At 57.3% G+C, this 22,291-nt stretch carries 20 protein-coding genes and 3 tRNA genes; 4 read left to right on the top strand and 19 right to left on the bottom strand.

The genetic code is table 11. The annotated features are described in order from the left end of the window. Positions 1-71: 71 nt before the first annotated feature. The 3 genes from ABU178_RS06570 to zitB are packed head-to-tail and all read left to right on the top strand — an operon-like array spanning position 72 to position 4,655. On the top strand, positions 72-659 hold the full coding sequence (locus ABU178_RS06570; RefSeq protein WP_397213122.1) for a response regulator: 588 nt from the start codon (positions 72-74) through the stop codon (positions 657-659). Next, positions 641-3,736 (top strand): hybrid sensor histidine kinase/response regulator, encoded by a 3,096-nt coding sequence (locus tag ABU178_RS06565; RefSeq protein ID WP_397213120.1) that lies wholly within the window; start codon positions 641-643, stop codon positions 3,734-3,736. The genes ABU178_RS06570 and ABU178_RS06565 overlap by 19 nt, the downstream gene beginning before the upstream one ends. Beyond that, positions 3,705-4,655: a CDF family zinc transporter ZitB gene (gene zitB / locus ABU178_RS06560; protein WP_397213118.1), complete on the top strand. Its 951-nt coding sequence runs from the start codon at positions 3,705-3,707 to the stop codon at positions 4,653-4,655. The genes ABU178_RS06565 and zitB overlap by 32 nt, the downstream gene beginning before the upstream one ends. Here zitB and pnuC read toward each other — a convergent pair. The 3 genes from pnuC to ABU178_RS06545 all read right to left on the bottom strand — a co-directional run bounded on the left by pnuC (position 4,649) and on the right by ABU178_RS06545 (position 7,101). After that, positions 4,649-5,371 (bottom strand): nicotinamide riboside transporter PnuC, encoded by a 723-nt coding sequence (gene pnuC, locus ABU178_RS06555; protein WP_397213116.1) that lies wholly within the window; start codon positions 5,369-5,371, stop codon positions 4,649-4,651. The genes zitB and pnuC overlap by 7 nt on opposite strands. 27 nt (positions 5,372-5,398) lie before the next feature. Then, entirely contained in the window at positions 5,399-6,460 is a 1,062-nt protein-coding gene (nadA, locus tag ABU178_RS06550; RefSeq protein WP_397213114.1) for a quinolinate synthase NadA, read from the bottom strand. 140 nt (positions 6,461-6,600) lie between these two features. Then, positions 6,601-7,101, bottom strand: coding sequence for a methylated-DNA--[protein]-cysteine S-methyltransferase (locus ABU178_RS06545; RefSeq protein WP_397213112.1), 501 nt, complete (start codon positions 7,099-7,101; stop codon positions 6,601-6,603). 159 nt (positions 7,102-7,260) lie between these two features. Here ABU178_RS06545 and ABU178_RS06540 point away from each other — a divergent pair, with 159 nt between their 5' ends. Further along, positions 7,261-8,736, top strand: a complete 1,476-nt coding sequence (locus ABU178_RS06540) for an AlkA N-terminal domain-containing protein (protein WP_397213110.1) — start codon at positions 7,261-7,263, stop codon at positions 8,734-8,736. Between the two features lie 198 nt (positions 8,737-8,934). Here ABU178_RS06540 and ABU178_RS06535 read toward each other — a convergent pair. The 16 genes from ABU178_RS06535 to odhB form a co-directional block, all read right to left on the bottom strand. Then, positions 8,935-9,010: transfer RNA gene (locus ABU178_RS06535), tRNA-Lys, on the bottom strand. Between the two features lie 46 nt (positions 9,011-9,056). Then, positions 9,057-9,132: transfer RNA gene (locus ABU178_RS06530), tRNA-Lys, on the bottom strand. A gap of 61 nt (positions 9,133-9,193) precedes the next feature. After that, positions 9,194-9,269: transfer RNA gene (locus ABU178_RS06525), tRNA-Lys, on the bottom strand. Positions 9,270-9,435: 166 nt separating this feature from the next. Next, positions 9,436-10,245 carry a cell division protein CpoB gene (cpoB, locus tag ABU178_RS06520; protein WP_397213108.1) on the bottom strand — a complete coding sequence of 270 codons (810 nt, stop codon included), beginning with the start codon at positions 10,243-10,245 and terminating at the stop codon, positions 9,436-9,438. A gap of 9 nt (positions 10,246-10,254) precedes the next feature. Further along, a complete protein-coding gene (pal, locus tag ABU178_RS06515; protein WP_397213106.1) occupies positions 10,255-10,779 on the bottom strand; it encodes a peptidoglycan-associated lipoprotein Pal in 525 nt (174 codons plus the stop codon). 43 nt (positions 10,780-10,822) lie between these two features. Next, the gene (gene tolB / locus ABU178_RS06510) at positions 10,823-12,118 is read right to left on the bottom strand and encodes a Tol-Pal system beta propeller repeat protein TolB (RefSeq protein ID WP_397213104.1); all 1,296 of its coding nucleotides are present in this window, start codon (positions 12,116-12,118) and stop codon (positions 10,823-10,825) included. Positions 12,119-12,240: 122 nt separating this feature from the next. Next, entirely contained in the window at positions 12,241-13,560 is a 1,320-nt protein-coding gene (gene tolA, locus ABU178_RS06505) for a cell envelope integrity protein TolA (protein WP_397213102.1), read from the bottom strand. Positions 13,561-13,587: 27 nt separating this feature from the next. Further along, the gene (gene tolR / locus ABU178_RS06500; protein ID WP_397213100.1) at positions 13,588-14,016 is read right to left on the bottom strand and encodes a colicin uptake protein TolR; all 429 of its coding nucleotides are present in this window, start codon (positions 14,014-14,016) and stop codon (positions 13,588-13,590) included. A 15-nt stretch (positions 14,017-14,031) separates the two neighbouring features. Next, positions 14,032-14,718, bottom strand: a complete 687-nt coding sequence (tolQ, locus tag ABU178_RS06495; protein ID WP_397213099.1) for a Tol-Pal system protein TolQ — start codon at positions 14,716-14,718, stop codon at positions 14,032-14,034. Continuing rightward, complete coding sequence (gene ybgC, locus ABU178_RS06490; protein ID WP_397213097.1) at positions 14,715-15,119, bottom strand: tol-pal system-associated acyl-CoA thioesterase; 405 nt, start codon at positions 15,117-15,119, stop codon at positions 14,715-14,717. Before ybgC ends, tolQ begins: the two co-directional genes overlap by 4 nt. Before the next feature lie 353 nt (positions 15,120-15,472). Next, complete coding sequence (cydX, locus tag ABU178_RS06485; RefSeq protein WP_397213095.1) at positions 15,473-15,586, bottom strand: cytochrome bd-I oxidase subunit CydX; 114 nt, start codon at positions 15,584-15,586, stop codon at positions 15,473-15,475. A 15-nt stretch (positions 15,587-15,601) separates the two neighbouring features. Beyond that, complete coding sequence (gene cydB / locus ABU178_RS06480) at positions 15,602-16,741, bottom strand: cytochrome d ubiquinol oxidase subunit II (RefSeq protein WP_397213093.1); 1,140 nt, start codon at positions 16,739-16,741, stop codon at positions 15,602-15,604. A gap of 15 nt (positions 16,742-16,756) precedes the next feature. After that, positions 16,757-18,325 (bottom strand): cytochrome ubiquinol oxidase subunit I, encoded by a 1,569-nt coding sequence (cydA, locus tag ABU178_RS06475; protein ID WP_397213091.1) that lies wholly within the window; start codon positions 18,323-18,325, stop codon positions 16,757-16,759. Positions 18,326-18,941: 616 nt separating this feature from the next. Continuing rightward, positions 18,942-19,817: a succinate--CoA ligase subunit alpha gene (gene sucD / locus ABU178_RS06470; RefSeq protein WP_397213090.1), complete on the bottom strand. Its 876-nt coding sequence runs from the start codon at positions 19,815-19,817 to the stop codon at positions 18,942-18,944. After that, a complete protein-coding gene (sucC, locus tag ABU178_RS06465; RefSeq protein ID WP_397213089.1) occupies positions 19,817-20,983 on the bottom strand; it encodes an ADP-forming succinate--CoA ligase subunit beta in 1,167 nt (388 codons plus the stop codon). The genes sucD and sucC overlap by 1 nt, the downstream gene beginning before the upstream one ends. Positions 20,984-21,052: 69 nt before the next feature. Further along, the gene (gene odhB / locus ABU178_RS06460; protein ID WP_397213087.1) at positions 21,053-22,276 is read right to left on the bottom strand and encodes a 2-oxoglutarate dehydrogenase complex dihydrolipoyllysine-residue succinyltransferase; all 1,224 of its coding nucleotides are present in this window, start codon (positions 22,274-22,276) and stop codon (positions 21,053-21,055) included. Positions 22,277-22,291 lie beyond the last annotated feature (15 nt).

Below are 22,291 nucleotides of genomic sequence, written 5' to 3'. Positions count from 1 at the left end.
TGGCTCTCCTTTATTTTTACCGCCTCTGTTTTCCGCTATGCTGACGCCATGGAATCTTCAGAGATCTTTTCATGGCCTCACTGTTGTTAATCGACGATCATCCGCTGGTTGAAGTGGCGCTGGAAGCGGCCATTGATAAATCTCCCGTCCCCCTACAACTTTTCTCCGCCAACAGCGAAGCCACGGCGCGCAAAGTTCTGCAGCAGCACAGCGTTGACCTTATCGTACTGGATATTGGTTTGCCCGACAGCGATGGGCTGGAGCTGTTGCGTCGTCTGAAAGCGCGCAACGAGGATTGCCCGATTCTTATCTACTCTGCTCAGCAGGGACATCACTATTTACGCACTGCACAGGCGTTGGGCGCGGCCGGTTACGTGGTGAAAAGCCAGAGCATGAATCAGCTGCTGAGCGCCATTCTGGCGATTCTGGGCGGCCAGCAGGCGTTTCCCGCCGGGCTTGAAGCGGCGTCGCCCCTGCCATTAACCGGTAAGGAGCTGCAGGTTCTGGCGCTGCTGGCAAGCGGCCTTTCAAATCTTGAGATTGCCGGGCAGCTGCATATCAGTAATAAAACCGTCAGCACTCATAAAAAGAACATTCTGGAAAAAACTGGCGCGCGCTCGGTGGTTGAACTGGCCGCGCTGTGGAAATCTCAACGGTGACGCGCTGGCTGTTGCTGCTTTGCCTGCTGTTCTGCGTGGCGGCGAAGGCGGATTACCGGCCGGTCAGCAGCGTCACGCTGCCGATGATGATACCGGTAAACGAGCATAACAACTGGCATGGGCGTCAGCTGATCGTCGGCGTGCTGGAGGAAAATAACGCGCCCTGGGCGATGCGCCCGGGCAACGATCTCTACGGTATTGATGCCGACTACCTGGCCGCCCTCAGCCAGCTCACCGGCGTGCAGTTTACGGTTAAGGCCTTCCCCGACGAGGCGCGCCTGCTGGCCGCGCTGAAGAACGGCGATCTCGATTTTATGCTCGGCGTTGCGCATCCCGCGCTGCCGCCCGGCTTTCTGCTCAGCGACAGCTGGTACAGCAGCCCGTTACGCATCTACCGCAACCGGGAAAACCAGCGCGCCGTGATGTTTAACAGCCGCGACGCGCAGCTGGCGGTGAGCCGACAAACGCTGTCGCTGCTGCCGCCTGCGCTAATGACTCGCCACCGCTGGCGGGAATATGGCAGCGATCTGCAGGCGCTTTATACCCTGCTCAATCAGCAAAACGATTATGTGGTGGCGGATGAAACCAGCGCCAGCTTTTTACTCAGCCAGCTCCAGCAGGGACAAATTTACCAGCTCGCCTCCGGCATCGAAACCGGGCAGCTGACGCTACGCGCGGTAGCGCAGAATCGCGAGCTGATCGACTGGCTGAATCAGAGCCTGCGTCAGTTGCCGGTCGAGCTGGTCAATACCATTCAGGGACGCTGGATCTCGCCGTTGCCGCGCTATCAGGATACGCAAACCCTGGCGCTGACCACGATGGAACGTCAGTGGCTGAGCGCCCATTCGGTGGTGCGCTACGCCGCCGAAAGCAACAACTCCCCCTGGAGCTATCGCGATGCCAGCGGCGAGGCCCATGGCTACGGCATTGATCTGCTGAACGCTATCGGCCAGAGCACCGGACTGCGCTTCGAGCCGCGCTGGGTAAGCAATCCGCAGCAGGCCGCAGTGCTGTTGCAGCAACATCAGGTCGAGCTACAGCTGATGCAGCCCCTGAACGGCGAAATGATGCAGAGCGCGACCCTGCCGGTCTGGCGCGCCCTGTGGGGGATTTACAGCACGGGCCGCACGCCGTTGATGCGCTGGGACGATCTGCGCGGCAAGCGCATCGGCGTGATTCAAAACGACCTGGCGCAACAGCTGCTGCCGATGGGCATTCAGAGTCAGAGGTTCAGCGATCGCGGCACTCTGTATGACGCGCTGGCGAATGGTCAAATCGACGCGCTGGTGGATAACGTGCTTTCCGCCCGCTGGCTGGTGGCCAGCCGCTACGCCGATCGTATCCATCTGGCTTTTGCCGCCAGCGATATCGCCTGGCCGATTGCCATGGGCGTGAGTCCGGCGCAGCCGCTGCTGCGTGAGATCCTCGATAAAGGCTTACAGCAGATCCCGCCGGAAACCCAGCGGCAGATGCGCGATAACTGGACCATGCCGCCGCAGCCGGGCAGCGAGCGGGTGATGCGCTCGCTGCCGGTGATGGTGCTGACGGCGGCGATCGCGGCGATCGTTGTGCTGCTGATCTTACTCATCCGCCGTTATCTCCAGCAGCGCCAGGAACGCCTGCAGCGTGAACAGGCCGAGCGCGCCAACCAGATGAAAAGTCAGTTTCTGGCAACCGTGAGCCATGAGCTGCGCACGCCGATGCAGGCAATCCTCGGCCTGCTGGAACTGGAGCAGCAGCAGCGCGACAGCGCCAACCTCACCCTGCTGCACAGCAGTGCGCGCTCGCTGCTGACCCTGCTGAACGATTTACAGGATCATGCCCGCATTGAGAGCAACAGCTTTACCCTGGCGCCGCGCCCGTTGGATCTGCCGCACTGGCTGGCGCAGCTACAGCGCTTTTATCATCCGCTGATGCGTGACGACGGCCCGCGGCTGGTAGTGGAAGCATTAACGCCGTTGCCGGATCGGGTGCTGATCGATGCCGATCGCCTGCAACAGGTCACCAATAACCTGGTGGCGAACGCGCTCAAGTTTACCCGCGCGGGGGAAATTCGCCTGACGCTGGCAGTAACGCAGCAGATTACTCTCACTATCAGCGACAGCGGCAGCGGCATCCCGACCGACGAGCAGCATAAGCTGTTCGATCCCTGGTATCAGGCCCCGTCCGGCAAAGCGGTCTCGGTGCAGGGCAGCGGGCTTGGCCTGTTTATCTGTCGCGAGATCGTGCAGCGTATGGGGGGCGATATCGTGCTCCACTCCACGCCGGGCGTCGGCACGCGCGTGACCGTGACGCTGCCGTTACAGCCTGTCGATGACGCCTCGCCTCAGGCTGTGGCCGTTCCCGACTGGCCGCGCTATCCGTCGCTGCGCGCGGCTATCGTGGATGACCATCCGGCGAATCTGCTGGTGATGCAGCAGCAGCTGGCGCGTTTTGCCATTCATGCCGACTGTTTTGCCGAAGGACGGGCGCTGTTGCAGGCCGATGCGGTGCAGCCTTACGATCTGCTGTTTATCGATCAGATGATGCCGCGTCCGGATGGCGCGCTGCTGCTGCGCATTCTGCGTCGACGCGAGCGCAACCGAAAGCGTTATGTGCTGCGCGTGCTCTGCTCCGCCGATGCGCAGCTGCTGCATCCCGGTTCCGTAACGGCACATGAGGTTCTGCTGATCAAGCCGCTTGCGTTGCAGGATATCGCCCGCGTGCTGGCGCAGGGATTTTCCGATCCTCTTGCGGGTCTGGAAGAGAACATCAACACGCTGGCACAGCATAACCCGAAGTACGTTGCGCGCCTGAGCGCGACCCTGCGCCAGACGCTGTACAACGACAGCGAGGCTATTGGCCAGGCACATCTGGCCCGGAACTGGTCCGGGCTGGCCAGTGCGGCGCACCGAATGAAAAGCAGCTGGCTGCTGCTGGGTATTGAACAGGGCGCCGCGCTGAGCCAGCAGCTGGTGGAAAAAGCGAAACAGCATCAGGACGCGCCTGAAGAGCGGAAATTACTGATATTATTAACCAACAGGTTGTTGGAAAAACTGGAAGATTATGGCCCACACACACAATCACACGGAAAATAACGGGAACCGGACCCGTCTGGCCGCAGCATTCGGCGTTACGGCGCTGTTTATGCTGGCGGAGGTTATCGGCGGCTGGATAGCCGGATCGCTGGCGCTGCTGGCCGATGCGGGACATATGCTGACCGACGCCGCCGCGCTGCTGATGGCGCTGCTGGCCGTGCAGTTTGCACAGCGCAAACCTGACGCGCGCCATACCTTCGGCCTGCTGCGTCTCACCACGCTGGCCGCCTTTGTCAACGCCATTGCGCTGCTGGTGATTACGTTACTCATCGTCTGGGAAGCGCTGCGCCGCTTCTGGCAGCCGCAGCCGGTGGCCGGTGGTCTGATGTTAGGCATCGCCATTGCCGGGCTGGTGGCGAATCTGCTCTCGTTCTGGCTGCTGCATCGCGGCAGTGAAGAGAAAAATCTCAACGTGCGCGCAGCGGCTCTGCACGTGCTGGGCGATCTGCTCGGTTCGGTGGGCGCGATTGTCGCGGCGGTGGTCATTATGCTCACCGGTTGGACACTCGCCGATCCCATTCTGTCGCTGCTGGTCTCGCTGCTGGTTCTGCGCAGCGGCTGGTCGCTGCTGCGTGAAAGCCTGCATGAGCTGCTGGAAGGCGCGCCCGTCACCATCGACGTGGAAAAGCTGAAGCGCGACCTGACGTTGAACATTACCGAAGTGCGCAACGTGCACCATGTGCATCTCTGGCAGGTTGGGGAAAAGCCAGTGCTGACGTTACATGTGCAGGTGATTCCGCCTTACGATCACGATGCGCTGCTGCAACGGATTCACCACTATCTGCATCAGCGTTATAAGATCGAACATGCCACGGTGCAGATGGAGTATCAGCCCTGCGCAGGTCCGGACTGCGAGCTGTGCTTTGCTCCGGCCGGTGGTGACGGCCATCATCATCACGGCCATCACCATCATCACTGAGAAGAGAGCGCGTGCGAACCCTGCTCGCGCGCGCTTTTTATCCACAGACGCGAGCCGTTCAGGGCGATCAGCGTCAGAATCACATACTCCAGCGCCATCGCATAAACCCCCTGGCGGGCAAAAATCATTACGCTGATGATGTCGATAACCACCCACAGCAGCCAGTTCTCCACATATTTGCGCGTCATCAATACCATCGCCACGATGGAGAGCACCATCATACTGGCGTCCCAGAAAGGAAACGCATCGGGTTGCAGCTGCGGCATCGCCACGTTCAGACCCACGGCATTCATCAGCCAGACGGCAATGCGGGTCAGGAAGGCGAAAACCGGATCGATAAAGCGCGTCATCAGCGCAATGGCGACCACGCAAACCAGCGCCCAGGTCATAGCTTTCGGCAGCGGCAGCCAGCGAATTTTCAGGGCGGCCTGATTATCACTGGTCTGACGGCTCCAGGCGTACCAGCCATAAATATTGGCGACAAAGAAGAAGAGCTGCAGCAGCAGGCTGGCGTAGAGCTGAATCTGAAAGAAGATCACCGCGAAGAGCGTGACGTTAACCAGCCCGAACGGGTAGTTAATCACTTTCTCCAGGCTGGCGAGCCAGATGCAGAGCAAACCCGCCAAAGTACCCACCGCTTCGATCCAGGAGAGGTCGTACCCTCCCGCGCCGAGCGGTATGTGAACAAGAATGTTTTGCGTGCTGAAAAAATCCATATCAGGCACCTGCCGGAAAGCAACGTATCAGGCGTTGCCTTTCACATTGAGTTTAAGGTTCGCTGCAAAGGATAGCATGCGGTTCAGCGGCAGCAATGCGGCCTCACGCAGTGCGGCGTCCACCTGAATCTCATGGGCGTTGCCGCCCTGCTCCAGTGCTTCAGCAATCGCCTTCAGGCCGTTCATCGCCATCCACGGACAGTGGGCGCAGCTGCGACAGGTGGCGCCCTCGCCCGCCGTCGGCGCCTCCAGTAGCGTTTTTTCCGGCACCGCCTGCTGCATTTTGTAGAAGATGCCGCGATCGGTCGCCACAATCATCTGTGGATGCGGCAATGTTTTTGCTGCCTGAATAAGCTGGCTGGTGGAACCCACCGCGTCGGCGAGATCCACGATCGCCTGCGGCGATTCAGGATGCACCAGCACCGCCGCGTCAGGAAACATCGCTTTCATGCGTTGCAGCGCCTGGGTTTTAAACTCATCGTGTACGATGCAGGCACCCTGCCAGCAGAGCACATCCGCCCCGGTTTTCTGCGTCACGTAGCGGCCCAAATGACGATCCGGCGCCCAGATGATTTTTTCGCCGAGGCTGTCGAGATGCTCAATCAGCTCCACGGCGATGCTGGATGTCACCACCCAGTCCGCCCGCGCTTTGACCGCCGCTGAGGTGTTGGCGTACACCACCACGGTGCGATCGGGATGAGCATCGCAAAACGCGTTGAACTCTTCGATGGGACAGCCGAGATCGAGCGAGCATTCGGCATGCAGCGTGGGCATCAGCACGGTTTTCTCCGGGCTGAGGATCTTTGCCGTTTCCCCCATAAAGCGCACGCCCGCCACCAGCAGCGTGGTTGCGGGATGATTGCTGCCGAAACGCGCCATTTCCAGCGAATCGGAGACGCAGCCGCCGGTCTCTTCGGCCAGCGCCTGAATTTCGGGATCGGTATAATAATGCGCGACCATCACCGCATTGCGCGCCTTTAATAAGTCTTTGATTTTATTTCGGTAATACTGTTTTTCTTCATCATTGAGACGGACAGGCTTGGGCGGAAAGGGATAAACGGCGCTTTCAGGATCAAACATCAGGCTCATGACACGGCTCTCGTTTTTTCAATTTAACGAATATGGCGGGAATTTGCCATCAAGCGGCATCATTACCGCTATCGTGTTTTATATGCTAAACACGATAGCGGAATTTAGCGGCGGTGTCGTCTCTTTTTTCCGCGTTGCGGTTACAATACAACCTGCGCACGCTCCCGCTGCGTTTCCAGATCCAGCAAGAACGCTTTTACCGCCAGCCCGCCGGCGAAGCCGGTTAGTTTGCCGTTGGCGCCGATTACCCGATGACAGGGAGCGACGATGGAGAGCGGATTTCTGCCGTTTGCCGCGCCCACCGCGCGTACCGCCGCCGGATGACCAATCTGCTCGGCGATTTGACGGTAGCTGCGCGTTTCGCCAAAGGGAATGCTGAGCAGCGCCTGCCAGACTTTTTTCTGGAATGCGGTCCCGGCGAAATCGAGCGGCAGATCGAACTGCTGACGCGTTCCGCTAAAATACTCCTCAAGCTGGCGCGCGGCTTCGCACAGGATTGGATGCTGATCGTCCTGATTGAGCGGACGGAGCCGTACGTGTTTTGGTACTTCATTTTCCCACAGGATTGCCGCCAGCCCGGCGTCGCTGGCGACCAGCGTCAGTACGCCTACCGGCGTGTTTACCGTTTTGAAGTGATACATGTTGCTGTCTCCGGCTAATACGTTGCCGCCATTATCTCACTTTTTCGCCCTCTGGCTGGCTGTTTTCGGACGTCAGGGTAAACTGCTCCCTTGTCCGAAAGCAGCGAGTTTTCTTCTTCCCGCTGATGCAGGATAGGATTTATTTGCCGGAGAACCGTCATGCTCGACCCCGATATCGCTTACCAGGCGTTGACCGCGCGCGACACCCGTTTCGACGGGGTGTTTTTTGTTGGCGTGACCTCAACCGGCATCTACTGCCGACCGGTCTGCCCGGTAAAGCCGCCGCAGCAAAAAAACTGTCTGTTCTTTGACAGCGCCGAGGCGGCAGAAAAAGCGCATTTTCGTCCCTGCCTGCGCTGCCGACCGGAGCTGGCGCCGGGCAATGCGCCGATGGATAACAAACATCGCGTGGCCGATCTGCTGATGCAGCGTATTGATGAAGGGCTGCTGGAGGATAATGAGAACCTGGATGAAATTGCCGCAGAGTTTGGCCTCAGCCTGCGTCAGCTACGGCGGATTGTTCAGCAGGAGCTGGGCGTCTCGCCGCTGGCGCTGAGGCAGACGCGACGCATGCTGCTGGCGAAACAGCTGCTTACCGAAACCCGCCTGCCGGTTACCGATATCGCCTTTGCCAGTGGCTTCAACAGTTTGCGGCGCTTTAACGATGTGTTTCAGGCGCGCTATCGCATGACGCCGGGCAGCCTGCGCAAAGAGGCCACCCGACATGAGGTTCCCGCCCGCGTCGATGATACCGCACGGCTCCGCCTCAGCTATCGCCCGCCTTATGACTGGCTGGCGATGCTGGAATTTCTCAGCCTGCGCCTGATGAAAGGGGTAGAGGCGGTGGATGAGAACAGCTATATGCGCACCCTGAGGCTGGGCAACTATAGCGGCTGGCTGCGCGTCACCCATCTGGAGGCGAAACAGGCACTGCAGGTGGAGTTTAGCTGCTCGCTGACGCCGGTGCTGCCCGCCCTGCTGCAGCGCTTGCGCAATCTGTTTGACCTCAGCGCCCAGCCGCTGCTGATTGCGGAACGTTTGCAGCAAGATAGCCTGCTGGCGCCGAGCATCGCGCTTAATCCGGGCCTGCGCGTTCCCGGCGCCTTTGACGGCTTTGAGATGGCGGTACGCGCGGTGCTCGGGCAGCAGATCACGGTCAAGGCCGCCACCACCCTGAGTAACCGCTTTACAAACGCTTTTGGCGAGGCGATCGAAACACCTTTCCCGGCGCTCACCCGTCTGGCGCCGGTCCCGGAGCGCGTACGCGTGGCGAGCCTGGAGGAGATCGCACAACATGGCATCGTCAGCGCACGAGCCAGAACCATCATTGCGCTGGCCGAAGCCTGTGCCACGGGTCAGCTACGTTTTAACGGCGCCATCAGCCCTGAGGTGATTATGCAGCGGCTGCTGGCACTGCCGGGCATCGGTCCCTGGACGGCAAACTATATCGCCCTGCGCGCGCTGCGCTGGCCGGATGCGTTTCCAAAAGAGGATATTGCCATTCGTAATAATCTGGGCGGCGTCACTGCCGCACAAGCGGAGGCGCGTTCACAGGCATGGCGGCCATGGCGCAGCTATGCAGTGATGCATATCTGGAAAAATTTAACGGCGGTGAAAACAAAAAAAGCGCCCTGAAGGCGCTTTTTTCTGAATTGGTGGGTCGTGCAGGATGGCCTCGGCCCGAAACCGGGCCTCGCCCTGTGGGTGATGCTGACGCATCAGCCTGAATCGCTTTTCGCGATTCAGTCGAACCTGCTGCAGGTTCGAACCCCGCACGTGATCGTCCGCGCGCTACAAACGAAAAAAGCGCCCTGAAGGCGCTTTTTTCTGAATTGGTGGGTCGTGCAGGATTCGAACCTGCGACCAATTGATTAAAAGTCAACTGCTCTACCAACTGAGCTAACGACCCGTTTTAGGTTGAACAACCGTGCCTGATACTACTCGCACATTTAAGATGGTGGGTCGTGCAGGATTCGAACCTGCGACCAATTGATTAAAAGTCAACTGCTCTACCAACTGAGCTAACGACCCATCTTAGGTTGCACAACGTCGCTGAAGGTGTCTTAAACATCACGCGCTGCGTGGCTTAAGATGGTGGGTCGTGCAGGATTCGAACCTGCGACCAATTGATTAAAAGTCAACTGCTCTACCAACTGAGCTAACGACCCATCTTCAGGCTTGCCGATACGTATCGAGATATGTCCCGGCAACGGCGGCATATATTACTGATTTAGCGGGGTAGCGCAACCCTTATTTTCCGGCAAAGGGTTCAATTGCTTACCTTTCATGCGGCAAGACCAGAATTCAAACGAAATCCGGTCAATGTTGCACAAATTACAGTCCGGCCAGACGTTTTTGCGCCTGTTTGGCGGATTCGCTGTTGGGGAACTGTTTTATCACCTGCTGGTAAACCGCTTTGGCTTTCGCCGTGTCGTTTTTATCCTGCATGATGACGCCGACCTTTAACAACGCTTCAGCGCTCTTCGGCGATTTGGGATAGTTTTTTACCACGGTGGCAAAATAGTAGGCCGCATCGTCCTTTTTGCCTTTGTTGTAGAAAAGCTGTCCCAGCCAGTAATTGGCGTTGGGCTGATAGGTGGAATCGGGATAGCGTTTCACCCATGCCTGCAACGCACTGATGGCCTGATCATACTGCTTCTTCTCCAGAATCAGCGCCACCGCAGCGTTATAGTCGCTGTTGGCATCGCCGCTCTGTACCGGCGCCGTAGCAGGCGCTGCCCCACCGCTGTTCTCGCTACCGGCTGTCGCTGCCGCCGCGCCCGTATCGGCAGAGGCTGCTGCGTCGCCAGCGCCCTGCTGGGCACTGTTATTGCTGCTGCTCAGCGTGTCGATCTGTTGATAGAGCTGCTTCTGACGCTCAACAACCTGGTTCAGCTGGTAGCTGTTTTGTTGAATCTGACCGCGCAGCGAGTCGATATCGCTCTGGTTGGCATTCATCTGCTCTTGCAGCTGCTGCAAAAGTTGCGCCTGGGCATTTGAGATACGTTCAAGGGAGGTGACGCGGTCTTCGACCGAGCCGGAGCCGACGCTACTGATTGACGCCTGGGCATGAGCGGCCCAGGGGGCCGCTACGCCAACCAGTAACGACAGACTCAATAGTTGAAGCCTGAAGTTACTAATCATGTGATTCTCTTAGTAAACCAGAACGGCACGACGGTTTTTGGAGTAAGCCGCTTCGTCATGACCCAGAACAGCCGGTTTCTCTTTACCGTAAGAAACGATGGACATCTGGTCAGCCGATACGCCTTTGCCCTGCAGGTACATCTTCACCGCGCTTGCGCGACGCTCGCCCAGGGCGATGTTGTATTCCGGCGTCCCGCGCTCATCAGCATGACCTTCGATGGTCACTTTGTAAGACGGGTTGCTACGCAGGAATGCAGCGTGCTGGTCCAGCATCTGCGCGTAATCAGACTGGATGTCATACTTGTCCAGACCGAAGTAAACGATGTTGTTTTTCTGCAGCTCTTGCATCTGCAGACGAGCCTGCTCGTCTGAAGACATATTGCCGTTGCCGTTCATGCCAGCACCTGCACCGTAAGCGCCATCAGCGCCCATGCCAGTCTGGTCATTGTTGTTGTTTTTATGAGAGCTACATGCAGCCACTGCGATAACCGGCAGAGCCAGCATCAAACCCTTCAGCACTTTGTTCAGTTGCATTTCCAAATCCTATTATTGTTTGCCATACATATTTACACATGCATCACAGATACGGCGACCAGGCAGGGAATTTAACCTGTCCATCGGTGGCCGGAAGACGCGCTTTGAAACGCCCATCGGTTGAAACCAACTGCAACACGGAACCCATCCCCTGAGTAGAGCTATAGATCACCATTGTGCCGTTAGGTGCAAGACTTGGCGTCTCATCCAGGAACGTGTCCGTTAACGTTTGAACGGCTCCCGTTTCCAGATCCTGTTTGGCGACATGCTGAGCACCGCCATTGGTGCTAATCATCACCATTGATTTGCCATCCGTTGCGACATCAGCGTCCTGGTTCTGACCACCTTCCCAGGTGATACGCTGCGGCGTCCCGCCGTTAATATTGACTTTATAAATCTGCGGCGCGCCTGCCTGATCCGAGGTGTAAGCCAGCGACTGGCTGTCCGGGTACCAGGTCGGTTCCGTGCTGTTAAAACGGCCATTGGTAACCTGACGCACCTGACCTGAGCCCAGATCCATCACGTAGAGGTTAAGGCTGCCGGTTTTAGAGAGCGCAAACGCGAGCTTAGAACCGTCCGGCGAGAACGCCGGCGCGCCGTTGTGGCGCGGATAAGAGGCAACCTGACGGATAGCGCCGTTAGAGAGCGTCTGCACTACCAGCGCTGACTTGCCGCTTTCAAAGGTCACGTAAGCCACTTTGCTGCCGTCCGGCGACCAGGCTGGCGACATCAGCGGCTGCGGCGAGCGATGCACCACAAACTGGTTGTAGCCGTCATAGTCCGCGACACGCAGCTCGTACGGGAACTGGCCGCCGTTGGTCTGCACCACATAGGCGATACGGGTACGGAACGCGCCTTTAATGCCGGTCAGCTTTTCAAAGGTCTCATCGCTGGCGGTATGCGCAGCGTAACGCAGCCACTGTTTGGTCACTTTATACTGGTTCTGCGCCAGTACGGTGCCCGGCGAACCAGAAGTATCGACCAGTTGGTAAGAGACTTGATAGCTGCCGTCCGGATTCGATTGAATCTGACCGACCACAACGGCGTCAATGCCGAGCGCGGTCCAGGCAGCAGGCTGTACTTCCTGCGGACTGGTTGGCTGCTGCGGCAGACGCGAGCGATCCAGCGGATTAAACTTACCGCTGTTGCGCAGGTCAGCGGCAACGATCCCGCCGATATCTTCCGGCGCGGCGCCAGAGCCAACCCATTTAAAGGGAACGACGCCGATTGGGCGTGCGGTATTTACCCCCTGGGTAATTTCAATGCGTACTTCCGCATGCAGCATGGCTGCCCACAGCAGTAAAAAAAAGCTTAACGTTACACGAAGTGCCTGCTTCATTTTTTCTCCCTTATCTGAACCAGAGTCCACGATAATTCGCACTGTTCCTGAAAACGACGAGTTAAAGCCGATAGAGTACGGCAAGCTAACCTTAGTTCAACTTACCGTGGATTACTGCATGCTTACGGTTTGAACTCTACCGTAGCATCCTTCACCGCCTGCCAGACATCCTGGCTGGGCGGCTTGGGTATACGCGCCAGCCGCGCAGCATTGATCGCTGCCTGACAGAGCGCCGGATCGCCGCCCGCCGGCGTCGCTGAAATCAGCAAACCATCCGGCGCCAGTTTAATCCGAACATCACAGGTACGACCCTGGAATGTATCCGAATCATAAAATTTACTTTGGATCGCGCCCTTCACCTGGCCCAGATAGCTGGCGATAGCCGCGCCGGATGCGCCAGATTTCTTCTGGTTGCCCTGCCCTGCCGCCGTCGCGCCGCCAGACTTGCCGGTGTTGCCGCTTTTTGGCGCATTCTTACCTGAGGCCAGACCGCCCAGCAGATCGTCAACGTCGCTGTCGTTCTTCGCCGCTTCCGCCGCCGCCTTTTTCTTTGCGTCCGCTGCCGCTTTGGCTTTCGCCGCGGCATCCGCTTTCGCTTTGGCCTCTGCCGCCGCTTTCTCTTTTGCCGCTTCAGCGGCTTTCTCTTTCGCTTCCGCCGCAGCGGCCGCTTTGGCTTCCTGCGCCGCTTTCTGCTTCGCTTCCGCCGCGGCGGCCGCTTTGGCTTCCTGCGCCGCTTTCTGCTTCGCTTCCGCCGCAGCGGCCGCTTTGGCTTCCTGCGCCGCTTTCTGCTTCGCTTCCGCCGCGGCGGCCGCTTTAGCTTCCTGCGCCGCTTTCTGCTTCGCTGCTGCCGCAGCGGCTTTGGCTTCTTCCGCCGCTTTCTGTTTCGCGGCTTCGGCTGCGGCCTGTTTCGCCTGATCTTCGGCTTGCTGTTTGGCTTCGGCCGCGGCTTTCGCTTGTGCATCTGCCTGTGCTTTGGCATCCGCCTTCGCTTTGGCCGCTGCGGCTTCCGCCGCTTTTTGCTGTTCCTGCGCCTGCTTCGCCGCGTCTTCAGCCTGCTTCTGCTGTTCAGCCTGCTGTTTTGCCTGCGCCTTCGCCTCTTCCTGCGCCTGCAGACGTTCTTTCTCCAGCTCTTTCAGGCGTTGTTGTTCAGCCGCCTGTTTTTGCTGAAGCTCTTCCGCCTGCTGCTGAGCCTGCTTTTTACGCTGCTGCTCGGCGCGCTGGCTGTCGCTTTGCTGATTCTGCTGACGGTTATACTGTTCCACCACCGCGCCGGGATCGACCATTACCGCATCAATATCGCTTCCGCCGCCGCCGCCGCCGCTGGCCTCGATGTTTTCGTTAAACGAGCTCCATAGCAGTAAGGCGATCAGGATGATATGCAATATCACCGAAATGATTATCGCGCGCTTCAACTTCTCGTTTTGCTCGGTTGCCTTCGACACTCTCGGTTCCCAAAAAACGGTTCGACTTTAAATCGGCTGCGTCATCAAACCGACGGATTTTACACCTGCCTGGTGCAGCAGATTCAGCGCCTTGATGATTTCGTCGTAAGGCACGTCTTTGGCGCCGCCGATCAAAAAGACGGTTTTCGGATTCGACGACAGACGACGCTGCGCCTCGCTGACCACCTGTTCCGGCGGCAGCTGTTCCATACGGTCATGATCCACCACCAGACTATACTGGCCGACGCCCGACACCTCGACAATCACCGGCGGATTGTCATCGCTGGCGACGGTTTTCGAATCGGTTGCATCAGGCAAATCGACTTCCACGCTCTGGGTAATAATCGGCGCCGTCGCCATAAAGATCAGCAGCAGCACCAACAGGACGTCCAGCAGCGGAACAATATTGATTTCCGACTTCAGTTCGCGGCGACCGCGACCACGCGTTCTGGCCATAAATAACCTCCGCTCTTACTTGTTGCTGTCGCTGGAGAATGCCTGACGATGCAGGATAGCCGTGAACTCTTCCATAAAGTTATCGTAACCCTGCTCCAGCTTGTTGACGCGCTGGTTCAGTCGGTTATAGGCCATCACGGCGGGGATCGCGGCGAACAGACCGATAGCCGTGGCGATCAGCGCTTCAGCGATGCCGGGTGCCACCATTTGCAGGGTCGCCTGCTTGACCGCGCCCAGGGCGATAAAGGCGTGCATGATCCCCCAGACGGTGCCGAACAGGCCGATGTAAGGACTGATCGAGCCAACGGTGCCGAGGAAAGGAATATGGTTTTCCAGCGACTCCAGCTCACGGTTCATCGAGATACGCATCGCACGGCTGGCCCCTTCCACTACCGCTTCTGGCGCATGATTATTGGCGCGATGCAGGCGGGCAAACTCTTTGAAGCCCGCATAGAAAATCTGCTCGGCGCCCGCCAGTTCATCCCGGCGCGCCTGGCTTTCCTGATAAAGGCGCGAAAGTTCGATGCCTGACCAGAATTTATCTTCAAACGCTTCCGCCTCGCGTCCCGCGGCATTGAGAATGCGCGTACGCTGAATAATGATCGCCCATGAGGCAATGGAAAAGCCGATCAAAATCAACATGATAAGTTTGACCAGAAGGCTCGCCTTCAGGAACAAATCAAGAATGTTCATGTCAGTCACTGCTTGAACTCCGCGACAATAGACTTGGGAAGCGCTATCGGCTTCATAAGATATGGGTTGATGCAGGCAATCAGGACTTCTGCTTCATTGAGCACTTTGCCTTCCGCGTTCACGATACGTTGAGCGAACGTTATGGTCGCACGCGTCATGCTTTTGATTTCACTCTGGATCTCCAGAAGATCGTCGAGGCGTGCCGCCGCGTGATAGTCCACCGTAATACGTCGTACCACAAAAGCAATCTGCTCTTCCAGCAGGGTTTGCTGATTGAAATGGTGCTGTCGCAACATTTCGGTACGTGCTCGTTCATAAAAAGCGATATAGCTGGCGTGGTAAACCACACCACCGGCGTCGGTATCTTCGTAATAGACCCGAACCGGCCAGCGAAACAGCGTTGTATTCACTCTACATCCCGGTCCCGTTTTAAACGTTGCTACTATACGCAAGAGATTTCAGGTTGGGAATGGCTCGCCAGAGCCAGGAGAAAATAATTATCAGACGGTAACAACCGGAACGATTTTTGGCGGATTTATTGACCATTCAATGACAAAAGCTCACGAAACGCGCTGTTTTCCCGCTGCGTCTGCAGGGAATAAGGCGGGATAACAGACGAAGTGGTTGTATGGACGGGCGGGGTTCAGAACAAGAAAAATCTCAGACTGGAACAGATGGGTTTAGGCTGCAGTTATTCATGCAGGATAAACAACAAAGGCCCGTTAAGGGCCTTTGTTCATTAACCAGCAAAGCGTGCTGATTGTTATGACGCTTGTTTATTACTGGCGCTCTCTTCCACATGCTCCAGCGCCAGCGCGGTGATAACACCAAAGGCGCAGGCCAGCAGCGTGCCGAGAATCCAGGCGAAATACCACATCGTTGATCTCCTTTATCAGTAGAGGGAGTGCGTGTTGCTCTCAATATGTTGCTCGGTAATGCGGCCAAACATTTTGTAGTAGCACCAGGCGGTATAAGCGAGAATGAGTGGCACGAAAATCATGGCGGCAATCGTCATCAGCTTCAGCGTCATCAGGCTTGAGGTGGCGTCCCACATGGTCAGACTTACATCAGGCGCCGTGCTGGAAGGCATAATGAACGGAAACATAGCAATGCCTGCGGTCATAATCACACACGCCAGCGTGAGCGAAGAAAAAACGAACGCCCAGGCGCCCTTCTCTGCTTTTGAGCAGACGAAGGTCAGCAGCGGCAGCAGCATGCCCAACAGCGGAAAGAGCCAGAGCAGCGGCATGTTATGGAAATTAACCAGCCAGGCGCCCGCCTCACGCACCACCTGTTTCCCCAGCGGGTTGGATGCGGCATGGTGATCGAGCACGCTTTTCACCACGTAGCCATCGATGCCGTAGATCACCCAGACGCCAGTCAGCACAAAGCACACCAGCATCACCAGCGCGCTGATCTGCGCCGCGCTGCGCGAACGCCGGTGCAGTTCGCCCGTGGTACGCATCTGCAGATACGTTGCGCCCTGGGTGAGGATCATCGTCAGGCTGACAATACCCGCCAGCAAGGCGAAGGGATTCAGCAGCTGAAAAAAGTTGCCGGTATAGTAGAGGCGCATATATTCATCGGTATGAAAGGGCACGCCCTGCAACAGATTGCCGAACGCCACGCCGATCACCAGCGGCGGCACAAAGCTGCCGATGAAAATCCCCCAGTCCCACATGCCGCGCCAGCGCATATCTTCAATTTTTGAACGGTAATCGAATCCCACCGGGCGGAAGAACAGTGAAGCGAGCACCAGAATCATCGCCATGTAGAAGCCAGAAAATGCCGCGGCGTAGACCATCGGCCAGGCGGCGAACAGCGCGCCGCCAGCGGTAATCAGCCAGACCTGATTGCCGTCCCAGTGCGGCGCAATGGTGTTGATCATTACGCGGCGCTCGGTATCGGTACGGCCCAGCAGGCGCGTCAGCATGCCCACACCCATATCAAAACCGTCGGCCACCGCAAAGCCGATAAGCAGAACGCCAATCAGCAGCCACCAGACAAAGCGCAAAACTTCGTAATCAAACATAGATGTGCTCCTCAATCAGCGCGCAGGCTGCGACGTTGCAGTGAGTTGTTCGTGATGGTAACGCCCGGTTTTTATGCTGCTCGGTCCGAGACGGGCAAATTTGAACATCAGGTACATTTCCGCCACCAGGAACAGGGTGTAAAGACCGCACACCAGCGTCATGGAGAAGAGCAGATCGCCGACCGTCAGCGAGGAGTTAGCCACGGCGGTAGGTAACACCTCGCCAATCGCCCACGGCTGACGACCATATTCAGCGACAAACCAGCCGGACTCAATGGCGATCCAGGGTAACGGAATGCCCCACAGCGCGGCCTTCATCAGCCAGCGATGTTTACCGACGCGATTGCGAATCACGCTCCAGAAAGCCAGCGTAATCACGGCCAGCAGCAGCACGCCGCAGACCACCATGATGCGGAACGCGAAGTAGAGCGGCGCCACGTGCGGAATCGAATCCTGCGTCGCCTGCTGGATCTGCGCTTCGCTGGCATCGGTCACGTTCGGGGTATAGCGTTTCAGCAGTAAGCCGTAACCCAGGTCGCGCTTGCTCGCTTCGAAGGCCTGACGAACCGCTGGATCCTTATTGCCCGCGCGCAGCTCATTCAATAGCCCATAGGCTTTTATGCCGTTACGAATACGAATTTCATGCTGCGCCAGCAGCTCTTTCAGCCCGGTGACCGGCTTATCCACAGAACGCGTGGCGATCAGCCCCAACAGGGCGGGGATCCGGATGGCGTATTCGTTTTTCTGCGCCTGCTGGTCGGGCAGACCAAACAGGGTAAAGGCAGCTGGCGCCGGCTGGGTTTCCCATTCCGCTTCGATAGCGGCCAGTTTGGTTTTCTGCACGTCGCCAATCTCATAACCAGACTCATCGCCCAGCACGATCACCGAGAGCACCGCAGCCATGCCGAAACTGGCGGCAATGGCGAAGGAGCGTTTGGCAAAGGCGATATCGCGCCCTTTCAGCAGATACCAGGCGCTGATCCCCATGATAAACATCGCGCCGGTGGTATAGCCTGCCGCCACGGTATGAACAAACTTCACCTGCGCAACCGGGTTCAGCACCAGTTCAGTAAAGCTCACCATCTCCATGCGCATGGTTTCGAAATTGAAATCTGACGCCACCGGATTCTGCATCCAGCCGTTCGCCACCAGAATCCACAGCGCGGACATATTGGAGCCCAGCGCCACCAGCCAGGTGACCGCCAGATGCTGCGTTTTACCCAGTCGATCCCAACCGAAAAAGAACAGGCCGACAAAAGTCGATTCGAGGAAAAAAGCCATCAGGCCTTCGATCGCCAGCGGCGCGCCAAAAATATCGCCGACATAATGGGAGTAATAAGACCAGTTGGTACCGAACTGAAATTCCATCGTCAGACCGGTCGCCACGCCCAGGGCGAAGTTAATACCAAATAATTTTCCCCAGAATTTCGTCATGTCCTTATAAACTTGTTTTCCCGAAAGCACATAGACGGTTTCCATTATTGCCAGCAGAAACGCCATGCCGAGCGTGAGCGGGACAAAAAGGAAATGATACATAGCCGTCAGAGCAAACTGTAAACGTGACAGTTCGACAATATCTAACATAGTGACTCCTGGTATTGCGCAAAGACGCCCCGACAGGCCGTTTTAATGCCTCTTTTTATTGAATGCATTAGCGACATAATGTTCAGGCGCGACCAATTATTGATTCCAGTTTTGTTGCCGACAGAACAGGTCATAACGCTGCCCGCCGAACACCGGTGACGATCGCGTATATTCCCTGAGGTCCACCAATCCGGACAGCATCAGCTGCGCAGTAATGTGTGTTTGCCGATTATGCTGTTTAACCATTTTTCGATAAATATTGGAAATATTCGAAAAACGATTGAATTGATGCAGCGCAATTTAACTCCTCCACGCTGCGCTTTTCCAGCGCTATTGTTTGCTATAAATTGGAATTTATTGATCTGAATTAACGAAATAAAACACAGGATATGTTCATGCAGGCTGGTTGTTAATTTATTGTATTTATCGAGTAAATGAAGTCAGGAATTAATAACCTTTATTCTTTTTCATTAACCTGAGCTGTTCTGCTCCCCTTTGCGGCGCAGTTAAGTACCCCCTGAATAGTTAGCAGCCTGAGGTGATACCGGGGCTGAAACCGGGCCGTAAAAAAGGCCACCCGCAGGGGTAGCCTTTGTGCAGCAAAATCCGTCAGCGCTTATTTTGCCGGAAGAACCGCTTTTACCGCGTCGCCGATGTCAGCCAGGCTGCGCACGGTTTTCACTCCGGCTGCTTCCAGCGCAGCGAATTTCTCATCTGCGGTGCCTTTACCACCAGCAATGATGGCACCCGCATGGCCCATACGCTTGCCTTTCGGCGCGGTCACGCCGGCAATGTAGCCGACAACCGGTTTGGTCACATGCTCTTTGATAAAGGCGGCGGCTTCTTCTTCCGCACTGCCGCCGATCTCGCCGATCATCACAATCGCTTCCGTCTGCGGATCGTCCTGGAACATTTTCAGGATGTCGATGAAGTTAGAACCCGGAATCGGGTCGCCGCCGATGCCCACGCAGGTGGACTGGCCGTAGCCGATATCGGTGGTTTGCTTCACCGCTTCGTAGGTCAGGGTGCCGGAACGGGAAACGATGCCGATACGGCCAGGCTGATGGATATGGCCCGGCATGATGCCGATCTTGCATTCGCCCGGCGTGATCACGCCCGGACAGTTCGGTCCAATCATCCGCACGCCCGCTTCATCCAGCTTCACTTTCACGGTCAGCATATCCAGCGTCGGGATACCTTCAGTGATGGTGATGATCAGTTTGATGCCCGCGTCGATCGCTTCCAAAATACCGTCTTTACAGAACGGCGCCGGAACATAGATCACCGATGCCGTTGCGCCGGTCGCTTCCACCGCTTCACGCACGGTATTAAACACCGGCAGGCCCAGATGAGTCGTGCCGCCTTTGCCCGGCGTTACGCCGCCAACCAGCTGCGTGCCATAGGCCAGCGCCTGCTCAGAGTGGAACGTGCCCTGTCCACCGGTAAAACCCTGGCAGATCACTTTGGTGTTTTTGTCGATCAGAATGGACATTATTTACCCTCCGCAGCAGCAACAACACGCTGTGCCGCGTCTGTCAGGCTGGTTGCTGCAATGATGTTCAGACCGCTGTCCGCCAGCTTCTCGGCGCCCAGCTCGGCGTTGTTGCCTTCCAGACGTACCACCACCGGTACGTTCACCCCAACTTCAGCGACCGCGCCGATAATGCCATCAGCAATCAGGTCACAGCGCACAATGCCGCCGAAGATATTGACGAATACCGCTTTTACCGCGTCGTCGGAGAGGATGATTTTAAAGGCCTCGGTCACGCGCTCTTTGGTCGCGCCGCCGCCTACGTCGAGGAAGTTAGCCGGTTGACCACCGTGATGTTTCACGATGTCCATGGTGCCCATCGCCAGACCGGCGCCGTTAACCATACAGCCGATATTGCCTTCCAGCGCAACGTAATTCAGTTCCCACTGAGTGGCATGAGCTTCACGCGGATCTTCCTGGCTCGGATCGCGCATTTCGCGCAGCTCCGGCTGGCGGAACATGGCGTTGCCATCTGCGCCCAGCTTGCCGTCGAGGCAGATCAGATCGCCCTGTTTGGTGATCACCAGCGGGTTGATCTCAACCAGCGCCAGATCGCGCTCCAGGAACATGGTCGCCAGGCCCATATAGATCTTGGTGAACTGATTAACCTGCTTACCGGTCAGACCCAACTTGAACGCCAGCTCACGGCCCTGATAAGGCTGAGGACCGGTCAGTGGATCCAGCGCCATTTTGTGAATCAGGTGCGGCGTCTCTTCCGCCACTTTTTCGATTTCAACACCGCCTTCGGTAGAGGCCATAAAGACCACGCGGCGGCTGGCACGGTCGACTACCGCGCCAAGATAGAGTTCCTGATCGATATCGGTTGCCGCTTCAACCAGGATCTGGTTAACCGGCTGACCCTCTGCGTCGGTTTGATAAGTGACCAGACGTTTGCCCAGCCAGTTCTCGGCAAAAGCACGAATCTCTTCTTTGCTCTTGACCACTTTCACACCGCCCGCTTTACCACGGCCACCGGCATGAACCTGACATTTTACTACCCACGGACCTGCACCGATTTTTGATGCCGCTTCTTCCGCTTCGCGTGGCGTAGTACAGGCATAGCCGGTTGGCGCCGGTAAACCATACCGTGCAAACAGCTGTTTCGCCTGGTATTCGTGTAAGTTCATGATGTTCTATCCATTCAAATCTGAAAAGATTAATGAGGTTGGGCGCGCCCGTGACGCGCCCGGCGAAAATCAGATATCCAGCAGCAGACGCGCCGGATCTTCCAGCATGTCTTTTACCGCGACCAGATAGCTTACGGATTCACGACCATCGATCAGACGATGGTCATAGGAGAGCGCCAGATACATCATCGGCAGCACGACGACCTGACCATTCACCGCCATCGGACGATCTTTAATGGCGTGCATCCCGAGGATGGCGCTCTGCGGCGGGTTGATGATCGGCGTCGACATCAGCGAGCCGAAGACGCCGCCGTTGGTGATGGTGAAGTTACCGCCGGTCAGCTCGTCTACGGTGAGTTTGCCGTCACGACCTTTAACCGCCAGCTCCTTAATTTTCTTCTCAATTTCCGCCATGCTCAGCGCATCGACATCTTTCAGCACCGGCGTGACCAGGCCGCGCGGCGTGGAAACCGCGATGCTGACGTCGAAGTAGTTATGATAAACCACATCTTCGCCATCGATAGAGGCGTTCACTTCCGGGAAGCGTTTCAGCGCTTCCACTACCGCCTTGAGATAGAAGGACATAAAGCCCAGACGCACGCCGTGACGCTTCTCGAAGGCATCGCCGTACTGCTTGCGCAGATCCATGATCGGCTTCATGTTCACTTCGTTGAAGGTGGTCAGCATCGCGGTGCTGTTTTTCGCTTCCAGCAGACGCTCAGCCACGCGCTTACGCAGACGCGTCATCGGCACGCGCTTCTCACTGCGATTCGCAACGGCGGCAGGCGCGGCCGCAGGCGCTTCCGGCTGCGGCGCCGCTTTTTGCGTTGCCGGTTTTTTCGCCAGATGTTTTTCCACATCTTCACGCGTGATACGACCGCCCACACCGCTGCCGGCGATCTGCGACGCATCGAGATCGTGCTCAGCAATCATGCGGCGAATGGCCGGACTCAGCGTGTCGTTGCTGTCGCCTTCCAGCGAAGCGGTCTGGCGCTGAGCAGGCGTCGACTCCTGGCTTTCCACCTTCGCCGTGGTCTCTTTGCCGCTGCTGTTGCCCTCTTTCAGGCGCCCCAGGATCTGACGCGAGGTCACGGTGGAACCTTCATCTTCCAGCACCGCATCCAGCACGCCGTCTGCGGAGGCCGGTACTTCCAGTACCACTTTGTCAGTTTCGATCTCTACCAGCACTTCATCGCGGCTTACCGCATCGCCCGGTTTTTTGTGCCAGGTTGCCACTGTGGCGTCGGCAACGGATTCAGGCAGGTCGGGAACGAGAATTTCTACGCTACTCATTATCTTTCCTTTTAA

This window comes from Pantoea osteomyelitidis (genome assembly GCF_044342975.1).
Taxonomy (GTDB): Bacteria; Pseudomonadota; Gammaproteobacteria; order Enterobacterales; family Enterobacteriaceae; genus Pantoea; species Pantoea osteomyelitidis.
Note: the sequence above shows the minus strand (reverse complement) of the source record. Positions and strands in the feature narration are given on the sequence as shown.

Bases quoted from the DNA above. Each gene is read 5' to 3' on its own strand.
- nadA (WP_397213114.1), bottom strand. From the start codon at position 6,460: ATGAGCCTGATGTTTGATCCTGAAAGCGCCGTTTATCCCTTTCCGCCC.
- cydX (WP_397213095.1), bottom strand. From the start codon at position 15,586: ATGTGGTATTTCGCCTGGATTCTCGGCACGCTGCTGGCCTGCGCCTTT.
- ABU178_RS06570 (WP_397213122.1), top strand. From the start codon at position 72: ATGGCCTCACTGTTGTTAATCGACGATCATCCGCTGGTTGAAGTGGCG.
- pal (WP_397213106.1), bottom strand. From the start codon at position 10,779: ATGCAACTGAACAAAGTGCTGAAGGGTTTGATGCTGGCTCTGCCGGTT.
- sucD (WP_397213090.1), bottom strand. From the start codon at position 19,817: ATGTCCATTCTGATCGACAAAAACACCAAAGTGATCTGCCAGGGTTTT.
- pnuC (WP_397213116.1), bottom strand. From the start codon at position 5,371: ATGGATTTTTTCAGCACGCAAAACATTCTTGTTCACATACCGCTCGGC.
- cpoB (WP_397213108.1), bottom strand. From the start codon at position 10,245: ATGATTAGTAACTTCAGGCTTCAACTATTGAGTCTGTCGTTACTGGTT.
- ABU178_RS06540 (WP_397213110.1), top strand. From the start codon at position 7,261: ATGCTCGACCCCGATATCGCTTACCAGGCGTTGACCGCGCGCGACACC.
- sucC (WP_397213089.1), bottom strand. From the start codon at position 20,983: ATGAACTTACACGAATACCAGGCGAAACAGCTGTTTGCACGGTATGGT.
- cydA (WP_397213091.1), bottom strand. From the start codon at position 18,325: ATGTTAGATATTGTCGAACTGTCACGTTTACAGTTTGCTCTGACGGCT.
- tolB (WP_397213104.1), bottom strand. From the start codon at position 12,118: ATGAAGCAGGCACTTCGTGTAACGTTAAGCTTTTTTTTACTGCTGTGG.
- ABU178_RS06545 (WP_397213112.1), bottom strand. From the start codon at position 7,101: ATGTATCACTTCAAAACGGTAAACACGCCGGTAGGCGTACTGACGCTG.
- odhB (WP_397213087.1), bottom strand. From the start codon at position 22,276: ATGAGTAGCGTAGAAATTCTCGTTCCCGACCTGCCTGAATCCGTTGCC.
- tolR (WP_397213100.1), bottom strand. From the start codon at position 14,016: ATGGCCAGAACGCGTGGTCGCGGTCGCCGCGAACTGAAGTCGGAAATC.
- zitB (WP_397213118.1), top strand. From the start codon at position 3,705: ATGGCCCACACACACAATCACACGGAAAATAACGGGAACCGGACCCGT.
- cydB (WP_397213093.1), bottom strand. From the start codon at position 16,741: ATGTTTGATTACGAAGTTTTGCGCTTTGTCTGGTGGCTGCTGATTGGC.